At 48.5% G+C, this 9,424-nt stretch carries 11 protein-coding genes and 1 pseudogene; 6 read left to right on the top strand and 6 right to left on the bottom strand.

Annotated elements, in window-relative coordinates; genetic code table 11:
• Nucleotides 1-163: 163 nt before the first annotated feature.
• The 3 genes from AC1BI1_RS13570 to AC1BI1_RS13580 all read right to left on the bottom strand — a co-directional run bounded on the left by AC1BI1_RS13570 (nucleotide 164) and on the right by AC1BI1_RS13580 (nucleotide 2,302).
• Nucleotides 164-604 carry a (deoxy)nucleoside triphosphate pyrophosphohydrolase gene (locus AC1BI1_RS13570; RefSeq protein WP_476717842.1) on the bottom strand — a complete coding sequence of 147 codons (441 nt, stop codon included), beginning with the start codon at nucleotides 602-604 and terminating at the stop codon, nucleotides 164-166.
• Nucleotides 561-1,370, bottom strand: coding sequence for an HNH endonuclease (locus AC1BI1_RS13575; protein WP_476717843.1), 810 nt, complete (start codon nucleotides 1,368-1,370; stop codon nucleotides 561-563). The genes AC1BI1_RS13570 and AC1BI1_RS13575 overlap by 44 nt, the downstream gene beginning before the upstream one ends.
• 353 nt (nucleotides 1,371-1,723) lie before the next feature.
• Nucleotides 1,724-2,302, bottom strand: coding sequence for a tyrosine-type recombinase/integrase (locus AC1BI1_RS13580; RefSeq protein ID WP_476717853.1), 579 nt, complete (start codon nucleotides 2,300-2,302; stop codon nucleotides 1,724-1,726).
• Between AC1BI1_RS13580 and AC1BI1_RS13585 the strand changes: the two genes are divergently transcribed.
• Nucleotides 2,189-2,512 carry a hypothetical protein gene (locus AC1BI1_RS13585; RefSeq protein WP_476717844.1) on the top strand — a complete coding sequence of 108 codons (324 nt, stop codon included), beginning with the start codon at nucleotides 2,189-2,191 and terminating at the stop codon, nucleotides 2,510-2,512. The two genes, AC1BI1_RS13580 and AC1BI1_RS13585, sit on opposite strands and share 114 nt — an antisense overlap.
• Here the strand turns inward: AC1BI1_RS13585 and AC1BI1_RS13590 are convergent.
• A complete protein-coding gene (locus AC1BI1_RS13590) occupies nucleotides 2,476-2,724 on the bottom strand; it encodes a hypothetical protein (protein WP_476717845.1) in 249 nt (82 codons plus the stop codon). The two genes, AC1BI1_RS13585 and AC1BI1_RS13590, sit on opposite strands and share 37 nt — an antisense overlap.
• Before the next feature lie 82 nt (nucleotides 2,725-2,806).
• Between AC1BI1_RS13590 and AC1BI1_RS13595 the strand changes: the two genes are divergently transcribed.
• Both AC1BI1_RS13595 and AC1BI1_RS13600 read left to right on the top strand, forming a co-directional pair.
• Nucleotides 2,807-3,820, top strand: coding sequence for a DnaJ domain-containing protein (locus tag AC1BI1_RS13595; RefSeq protein WP_476717846.1), 1,014 nt, complete (start codon nucleotides 2,807-2,809; stop codon nucleotides 3,818-3,820).
• Nucleotides 3,821-3,959: 139 nt separating this feature from the next.
• Nucleotides 3,960-4,154 (top strand): hypothetical protein, encoded by a 195-nt coding sequence (locus AC1BI1_RS13600; protein WP_476717847.1) that lies wholly within the window; start codon nucleotides 3,960-3,962, stop codon nucleotides 4,152-4,154.
• A 313-nt stretch (nucleotides 4,155-4,467) separates the two neighbouring features.
• On the opposite strand, the gene AC1BI1_RS13605 is transcribed toward AC1BI1_RS13600, so the two are convergent.
• On the bottom strand, nucleotides 4,468-5,697 hold the full coding sequence (locus AC1BI1_RS13605) for an IS110 family RNA-guided transposase (protein ID WP_476717848.1): 1,230 nt from the start codon (nucleotides 5,695-5,697) through the stop codon (nucleotides 4,468-4,470).
• A 358-nt stretch (nucleotides 5,698-6,055) separates the two neighbouring features.
• Between AC1BI1_RS13605 and AC1BI1_RS13610 the strand changes: the two genes are divergently transcribed.
• The 3 genes and pseudogenes from AC1BI1_RS13610 (at nucleotide 6,056) to AC1BI1_RS13620 (ending at nucleotide 7,808) form a co-directional block, all read left to right on the top strand.
• A complete protein-coding gene (locus AC1BI1_RS13610; protein WP_476717849.1) occupies nucleotides 6,056-6,289 on the top strand; it encodes a DUF2283 domain-containing protein in 234 nt (77 codons plus the stop codon).
• A 305-nt stretch (nucleotides 6,290-6,594) separates the two neighbouring features.
• Nucleotides 6,595-6,755: pseudogene (locus AC1BI1_RS13615) on the top strand (DUF4351 domain-containing protein); the annotation flags it as partial.
• A gap of 282 nt (nucleotides 6,756-7,037) precedes the next feature.
• Nucleotides 7,038-7,808 (top strand): hypothetical protein, encoded by a 771-nt coding sequence (locus AC1BI1_RS13620; protein WP_476717850.1) that lies wholly within the window; start codon nucleotides 7,038-7,040, stop codon nucleotides 7,806-7,808.
• Here the strand turns inward: AC1BI1_RS13620 and AC1BI1_RS13625 are convergent, their stop codons facing one another.
• Nucleotides 7,809-8,978 carry a phosphopentomutase gene (locus AC1BI1_RS13625; protein ID WP_476717851.1) on the bottom strand — a complete coding sequence of 390 codons (1,170 nt, stop codon included), beginning with the start codon at nucleotides 8,976-8,978 and terminating at the stop codon, nucleotides 7,809-7,811.
• Between the last annotated feature and the right edge of the window lie 446 nt (nucleotides 8,979-9,424).

Raw genomic sequence — 9,424 nt, forward strand, 5'->3', positions numbered from 1 at the left:
CGGCGACCGGCTTATCAAACTCTGCTTGGTTAGGGTAATAACGGCGTTTCGTCCCAGTTTCTGTCCTTCGACGGCGCTGGGAGAGTTCTTTCAAAGGGCGCTCCAGGGTGTTTTGGCCTACCTCCCCCACTGACCTTTAGCCATAGCACCTAGCGTCTAGGTATTAATGCTCTTTTCTTTCCATTAGCAGTTTAGAGGCAATGGGCCAATCCGCTTCTGCCAACTCATAAGAGGAAAGGTATTTTACCGGTACCCACCGCACTTCCTGGCCATCCATAGGCGTGGGATGGCCCGCTTCTATCAAAACCGAGTAGGCCAGTAACAATACAGGCCCTTCCGCATACTCATGGTAGACTACCTTGAAAATCTCCAGCACCCTGGCCTCTATCCCCAATTCTTCCTTTAGCTCCCGTGCCAGGCACTCTTCCGGGCTCTCCCCTGGCTCCAGCTTGCCGCCCGGAAATTCCCACTTGCCGGACAGGGGTCCCTTTTTTCTCTGGGCAAGGAGGACTTTATCTCCCCGGCGGATCACCGCCGCGGTAACTATAAGGGGATATTTCTTAGAGCTGTCCTTTGAAGATGTGTTCATTGTGGTATTTAACAAACTCCTCGTTTATGGTATGTCTTAAGATAAGGGTACGGCCATGTAAATCATCTCCAGGATCGGCATGTATAACTCGCCTCTGCGCGATATCTACGGTTATAGCTCCTAGGTCAAAGAGGGCATGGTGATTAGGACACAAAATTATAACGTTCTCTGGAATGTCCGGTCCATTATGGGGGTGGCCTAAGGGTTTAATGTGGTGACCCTCCACTATGGGATCCCCAAATCCCCTGTTTAAAGGGCGGTTGCAGACCTGACAGGTGTAATCATAGAGGGCCTTTAGCTCTTGAATCACCCTGGTATCGCGAAGGATGCGTTCCAATACGGCACTAGCCCTTCTAGGCTGGAGAGAACCTTGTGAAAGAATGACCTCCCTGGCCCGTCTCGCTTCCGGTTCCGGGGGCTCCACTCTTCTTAGCCAAAAGCGATAATGGGGAGGAAAGCCCTGCCAACGCGAATATTCCCAATCAATCACTTGCCACTTGCCCAGGTATTCATATTGATTCTTTCCCCATTTAGCTATGGCCGGAAATATGGCCCCTGTCTCTTTCGCCCTTTTTAAGGCCAAATTGCCGGGCGAGTCCGGCTGCGGCTGAGTGAGTTCTCCCTCTCCTATGTAAAGCATTAAATCTTCGCTCAAAAGCTGATCATGATATTTCCGATCTTCCCCTACAAAAGAAGCACAGATGGATAAGATTTGCCCTTGCCGCTGGTGAATACCCTTTTGGTTAGGATGATAACGGCGCGCTTCTTGCCAGGTGAGCAAAAGCTTTCGCCCCTTTTTTAAATTTAGTCCCTTTAAGTTCCTTCCCTCATAAGGCCCAATCCTTAAGCTGTTAAGTCTTAACCATTTCCCCTTCCCGCCCTGCAGCATAGGTGATTCAGTTACCCAGGTCACTATAATCCGTAGGGCCGAGCTGACTTTGCTGTATGGCCCGGACTCCTTAGGCACATAGGCGAAATCGCTCGTAAAATCAGGTTTATTGTAGAAACGATTCAGCAAAAAACCAGAAATTCCTGCTTTATCCTGCTGGCAAGGCTTAAAAAAGTAGCGCCTGAAAAATAGGCGGCCCGCCTCCCCGGGGTTTTCCCCGGCTTGGCCTGGCTCTCCCCGGTGATTTATCCGGGCTTCCCGCTGCAAGCCGCGAGCTGTGGCCGGCTTCCCCCCGGGCTTACCCATCTCCGGCGTAAGAAAAGGCCGCTACTGACAGTAGGCGATGGCCTCGCGCCGTCGCACCGGACGTAGTGAAAAAGCGCCAAGGCGGGCTTGCGCCAAGTAGCCCCCATGGAGGCGGCTATGCAGGTGGGGACGTACAGATAGGTATCCTTCACCGCTTCGAACAGCCGGTCAAGCTCCTCCTCGGTAAGCGGTACCACCTCCGATCGGGTCGCCCTTGGAGGGTCTACCGCGTCGGCCACGTTCCGGTAGACCAGCTCCCACTTAATGGCGCAGGCAAGGGCCTCGTGGATCACGTTATGCACCTTGCACACGTAGGCAGGGGAGAGCCCCTTGGGAGCGCTTTTCGTTCCGTCCTTGCGGCCCTGCCGCAGTAGCTTGGAGTAGAGTTTGCGCAGGTGGGACGGGTGCAGCCGGGAAAGTGGGACGTGGCCGAGTTCCGGCTTTATGTGGTAGCGGATAATAGTCTCATAGTCGTGCAGCGTCCGGTCAGATACGTTGCTCCTGCCGTAGTCGACCAGCCACTTCTCCAGGAACTCGCCGAAGGTAAGTTTTTCGGGATTGATATTGATCCCTTTCTCAAGCTGTGTGATAAGCTCGGCCAGCCTGGCCTCGGCCTAGGCTTTCTTCCCGCGCACCGTCTCCTGGTACTTTTCGTATTTGCCGGTAACCGGGTTCTTGCCCAAGCTTACAGTTATTCGCCAGCTTTCTTTTCCCTGCTTCCGGATTGAGCCTCGCATGTCTCTCCCTCCAGCGGGTGATTTTTTACCCATTCATCTACGGCCAGTTGCACCAGCCGCCCTACGGTTAACCCCCTCAGCGCCGCCTCGCTCTTGAGCTTGCGATACCACGGCAGCGGCAGCCGAATGGTGATTTTTTCTCCTGCTGGTATAAGCATCACCTCACCAGTCTCGTTATACGGCAAGGGAGGTAAGACGGTCAACTAAATCGCCGCAAAAATGGCTTTCTTCTTATGCAGGATTCTTCTTATGCGTAAAGAATAACCTAAATAGGAAGGAGTACACATGTTTAGAAAAATGAAGGAGTGGTTTCTAAATACAGAAAAAGAGCTCTGGCTTGGATTTGGAATTGCGTCGGTGCTTCTTTTTTGCCCGGGGAAACTTTGGGGGTTGAAAGGCCTTACAGTTGCCTACAATAACGATTCTTGTTGCCGGAATTGTTTTTATGCACTTGATAGAGGCAGTGTTACAAGGAGGTATGTCATGATTCCCGACTACTATGAGGTTTTGGAAGTAAGCCCTAACGCTAGCCCAGAAGTAATAGAAGCAGCATATAAACGGCTAGCAAAAAAATATCATCCTGATGTTGGTGGTGGTAGTAACGAGAAAATGCAACTAATTAACGAGGCTTATAGAGTATTAAGCGATCCTGGAGCAAGAAAGCAATACGATGAATATCGAGCTTCGGTTACCGCAACTCGTAAAAAGGACATGATTGAAGAATATATTAGTCGTTATAGGCCAGAATTACACAAAATTCTAAAGCTATATGACTTATATTGGGAAGCAATTGTTGAGCCCCATCCATTTAGACGCTTTTTAGCTAGAGTTGTAGACAGCTACCTATGGGCAATAATTGTTGGAATAGCAATACTTATATTGGCTCCTGCTTATTATTCTAAAACTAAATTAGCCGCTTACATAATAACTGCGTTAGGTTTAGTTTTGTGGGCGCCAATTGAAGCATACCTTTTATCACGATACGGTACAACTATTGGAAAATGGCTTTGTAATGTATATATTTACCACGAAGATGGACGGAACTTGACTTTTAAAGAGGCACTTAAACGCACTATTTTAGCACTGTTGTTAGGAGTAGGAGGTTGGCTTCCTGTTGTTAATTTGATAACTCTTTTCTTGTCTTATGTTAATCTCAAAAGCGCGCGGATGACCTATTGGGATAAGCAGACACACTCTCTTGTTATTCATTTTCCTCTTACAATCGGTAAAACAATAGGAATTGTTATTGTATCTCTTATCTTGCTCTTGCTTTCTATTGACATAATAGAACTTCCCTAGCACTTATTCCTATGCCACGTAGATCAATTGACTGAAATTTAGACTGCCATCTGTGTTCATCAAAGTAATGAACAACAAAATTGAGCGAATTATTTGTCTTGAGTAAAGCTGGAAATAGTAAGACAGGAGGAACAAAACTATGTTAAAAGCCAAAAATATTTTGGCTACTGCTGGGCTTACAACTGCATATGTGGTAGCTTACTTGGTTCAATTGGGGATAACAATACTTGGGGTTTTTCTCCATATTTGGACTGTAATAATAGCTTATCAAATTTCTGGCATTATAGCTGCCATAGTAACCCTTATATTCCCGGCAGTCTCCGAAATAATATAGCTGATTAATATTTGGCGCGGAACAGGTTATTTCTTTAACTTTTACACCCTCGCCGTTGGCGGATACGTGCTTCTTTGGATAGCATTTTACGCTGTTCTATTTATAGTAGCTGCCGTTGCTGCGTTTATTATGGAACGTCGGCAGGGTTAAAACAACATAAATTAGTATCTCATAAAGACCCGCGGTAAAATGTCAAGACCCTGAAATGGAAATTTTATTGGGTCAGGAGGGAAAAAGGCAATAGGAAATCAGGCCAGCAAGCCAAAACAGTAGTTGCCAGCACAAACAGTAAAAGTAAGCTTGAAAGGGGTGTTTAAGTCGACCTCCTTTGTCGGTAGATTTGGCCCTCACTCAGCAAGGTGAAGACCATGCGCACTAGTTTACGGGCAGTTAAGACCAAAGCGCGCTTATGATTATGGTGCCTGGCCTCGGTAAATTTCTTACGGTAGAATTCGGCATATTCCGGCTCCCGCACCCGGACGGAATTAGCCGCTTCAATGAGGTAGTACCGTAAGTAATAATTACCGGACCTGGAGAGGGGTATATCCTCGGCGGTGAACTTACCGGACTGATGTTGCCGCCAGGTCAAGCCCGCGAACTTAGCAAGGGCATTGTGGTTTTTAAACCTGGAGATGTCACCTATTTCAGCTACTATACCGGCGGCATAAACCGGCCCTATACCAGGAACAGTGTCTAGTGTTTGAGGAATGGCTTTTAGCTCATGGGCAATGACCTGGTCAATTTTCTTCTGCTGGCTTTCAAAGAACCGAATGGTCTCCAGGGACATAGCCAGGGTAATATCCACAGCCTCCCGCATTTTGGGGTTTAAACGGTAGGAATTGCGGGCTGCCTGTTTAATAACTCTGGCCATCTCCGGGACATCTTTTAAGCGCTTATTGCCGTGTTGGAGCATAAGGTCAACTAGTTCTTCCACCGGCATAATAGCGATTTCGTCGGGTGTCAGGTTACCGACGACGGCCCGGGAGGCTTGCCCGAATATATCGGAGAAGGGGCATTCCCTCTGGTAGGTGGAAAACTTAAAGAATATCAGATTGAGGGCTCTATTCTTCTCCCGAGTGAGGTTACTTACCAGGTGATAGTGAAACCGGGTTAGCCGTTGCAAAGGAGCATAGGTCATATCAAGAGGAGGTGTTGGCCGTACTCGTCCAAACCTCAAGCAATCAGCGATAACCCGGGCATCCAAGGCGTCTGTTTTAGCCATATCCTGGTAGATGCGCTTAAAACCGTCAATTACCTTGGGGTTAATCACCGCTATTTCCGCCTCAAAAGCGGAGAGTTCAGGGGCTTCATGCAAAGCCTGGGAAAGGTGCCACCAATAAAGGTTAGTGGCTTCCATGCCAATCTTAACCTTATCAGCATTAATAGAGACTGCTTTAGCAACAACCTTTTCCACCAAGTTTTCAGTTCCCGGGAGGTCGTTGGAAACGCTGAACCCGCAGACTTCTTCGCCGGCATCGTCGAGGATGCGGACCACATTGGTATCAGACCCTATATCGACACCGACGAAAAGAGTTTTGCCCATAGCAATAACACCTCCTTTCCTGGAGGAATAGCGAACCAAGATTGGGGTATCCCTGGGAACCTGACGTAACAGCAACCTTGCTGATGAGCACTGAACCTTAAGAGACTGGTGCGTAGCTCCTTGCTGAAGGGAGAGTCTCTAAAAGTCGTGCAACCCGCGCGTAAGCGGTTGCCATCAGGGCCGGGGAGCAGTCTTCAGAAGCACTTGGGAAGTGCAGGAGGTACTGAACTGCCCCGTCTTCGGTTCTACCGTGATTGTCCCAAAGGATACCCCAAAGGTCAACTTTTTTGAGCTAAAAATATAATATGACCAACTGGAAATTTACCCGTTGGTCATATCATACAAGGAGGGATTGTATATGCCCGGCCCGCTTTTAAACTATGATGAGGAGCATGATGTACTTTATATTTCCCTGGGAAAGCCGGTGCCGTCGTATTCTGAAGAGGACGGAGTAAAAGGTGTTTTTATCCGCTACTCCCTGGCTACAGGAGAAGTCAGCGGTGCAACCGTCCTGGATTATTCGAAAAGGAACAAGGAGGAACTTTTGAGGTTGCTACCTTTTCCTGTAGTATTACCAGGGGACCAAGTTTGAGAAAAACTTGAGAAAATATTTTTGGTCCGCAGAAGTTTACCGTAGTGTTTCAGCGGCGGAAAGCAAGGAAAATCAAGCACTCTAAGCTGGCATAAATTGCCATAAACTAACTGTCGAAACCTAGTAATGCGCAGGCCGTGAGTTCTAATCCCACCATCAGCTCTAGGGAAATTAGGAAATGGCAAGGCTTCCACGTACGGAAGTTCTTGCCATTTTTAGTAGTTAGACCATGATACAAGGCGTAAGTTTACCTTGCTCCCGCACCCAATATCAGATACAATAAAGAAAAACGGGAAAAACCGGCCATGCCTATCGACCATGACGCCATATTTTCAAGGAGCTAATCACCACCTTTTTCCGAGAATTTATGCAACTCTTCTTTCCCGAAGCTCACGCTCTGATCGACTATACGGATCTGAGCTTCTTGACGCAGGAAATCATGACCGACATAACCGCTGGTGAGAAACTAGGATAAACAGGTTACTCAGTTTTTTCCCCTTTTCTGCTGAGCTTAATTTTAAAGTTTTTTAGGAGGAATTATGTGGGCCTGTTTGAGCCAGCTTTAGGTATTAATGCTCTTTTCTTTCTATAAGCAGTTTATGGGCCATGGGCACATCCGCTTGTGCCAACCCATTTCACAGGAACCTAGCAATTTTAACCTGTTGCTACTGGAAACAAATTTTGGTAAACCAATGGAAGACAATCGTTTTACCTATTCCAGGTTTTAACATGAGGGGAGAACATATCCATGAGCGAACAACTGCTACAAGAAATCCTTAACGAAATGAAAGCCTTTAGAAAAGATATCCAGGGGTTAAAATCGGGCCAGGAGCAGCTGGCCGGCGAGGTTAGAGAACTGAAAGCTGGCCAGGAACAGCTGACCGGTGAAGTCAGAGAGCTGAGAGCCAATCAGGAGCAGCTGACCGGCGAAGTAAGAGAATTAAGATCCCGCCAAGAACAGCTGGCCGGTGAAGTAAGAGAATTGAGAGCTGGTCAGGAGCAGCTGACCAGCGAAGTCCGAGAATTGAGGGCCAATCAGGAGCAGTTGGCAGGCGAAGTCAGAGAGCTGAGAGTCGGTCAGGAACAGCTAGCCGGTGAAGTCCGAGAATTAAGGGCCAATCAGGAGCAGCTGGCAGGCGAGGTCAGAGAGCTGAGGGCCAATCAGGAGCAGCTAGCCGGTGAAGTAAGAGAGCTGAGAGCCGGCCAGGAGCAGCTGACAGGAGAAGTAAGAGAATTAAGATCCCGCCAGCAACAGCTGACCGGTGAAGTAAGAGAATTGAGAGCCGGTCAAGAGCAGCTGGCAAACCGAGTACATAGACTTGAACTTCGGATCGAAACCGAAGTTATCGATAAGGTCCGAGCCCTTTTCGATGGCTACCATCTCAGGGGCGAACAGATTGAGAGCCTGAGAAAGCACCTCGATGAGCGCCTGGACGCCATAACGCTAGACATCAACTATCTGGTAAGAAAAACAGCTCAGCAGGAGACGGCTCTTCAGGAATTGAAGCGGGCGAAATAACTACCCTATTAAAAGTTTAGCAAAGCTCGTCCCTGCCAGTTGGTAGGGCACCCCCAAGAGTTCGGCCACCGTAGCTGCCAGGTCGGCAAAGGTTGAACGCACTCCAACATTCACTGCCTGAATAAATTTCCCAAATACTAGAAGGGGTACGTATTCGCGAGAATGGTCGGTACTAGGAGTGGTAGGGTCGCAGCCGTGATCAGCAGTGATAACCAGTACGTCTTTTTCATCGAGGTCCTCCATCAAGTCCGGCAATCTGCGGTCAAAAGCCTCCAAGGCGGCTGCATAGCCCTCCACATCATTTCGGTGGCCGTAGAGCATATCAAAATCCACCAGGTTAGTAAAAATAAGGCCCCGGCTACCTTCCCGCAGGAATTTGCAGGTTTGGTCAATGCCGTCCATATTATCATGGGTATGAATCCAGCGGCTAATCCCCCTGCCGGCAAAAATATCTTTTATTTTGCCTACGGCCATGACCGGGAGCCCAGCGCCGCTTATAACATCTAACAGGGTAGGCTTAGGCGGCTCCAGGGAAAAGTCCTGGCGCCGGTCGGTGCGGATAAAATGCCCCGGTTCTCCCACAAAAGGACGGGCAATAACGCGCCCTACAGCATGTTCTCCCTGGAGAATCTCCCGCGCAATCCGGCAGTAACGATATAGCTCCTGTACCGGGATGACGTCTTCGTGGGCAGCGATCTGGAAGACGCTATCGGCAGAAGTGTAAACAATGGGATAGCCCGTACGTAAATGTTCCTCGCCCAGTTCCTCGATGATGGCCGTACCGGAAGCCGGTTTATTGCCCAAAACTTTGCGGCCAATGGCCTTTTCAAAAGCCTCTATAATTTCCGGGGGAAAGCCCTGGGGATACAGGGGGAAGGGACGTTCCAAAATCAGTCCCGCCAGCTCCCAGTGGCCCGTGGTCGTATCTTTGCCCGGCGCCTGGGAAGCCATTTTCCCATAAGCTGCCGAAGGATTGTTTACCGGATCAATACCCCGGAGAGGAATAATATTGCCTAGCCCGAGCCGGGCCAGGTGGGGTAGCTTTAGAGGCACGGCAGCAGCAATATTGCCTAAGGTATTGCTGCCTTCATCACCATATTTATGAGCATCGGGCAAGGCTCCCACACCAACGCTGTCCAAAACTATAATAACCACGCGCTTTATTGCCATCAGCTCGCCCTCTCTCCTCTACCTTAACTTAGATTGACGCCTGTCGCCAGCTGGCCACATAACTTTACCTCTTCTCTAATATTAGCCAAATTACCGGATCGTAAACTCCCAATCTCCCAATGATAGCAACCCGCACCTTAATATGCTCTCCTTTCTTTGTAATACCTGGAGTATTAAGCATATTTTTTCGTGCTAATACAGCATAATATGTTATTCTTTTTCTGCGCTTTTCCCGCATATTTTTTAAAGTACTTGTATATTCTCTACCAAACGCCATTTTCCTCCATAAACCGCGTTGAAACTTTAGATCAACCTGCAGTTAAATCTCACTTAACCGACAAGTCCGGACCCCCTCCGCTTTCCCTCCGCTGTAGATTGTCAAATTGAACCGTAAAAAGCTCGCACATTAAATTAGGTCGTTCTAGAGTCAAAGTAGCCCTAATTCT

The organism is Thermanaeromonas sp. DSM 22490, from assembly GCF_056378755.1.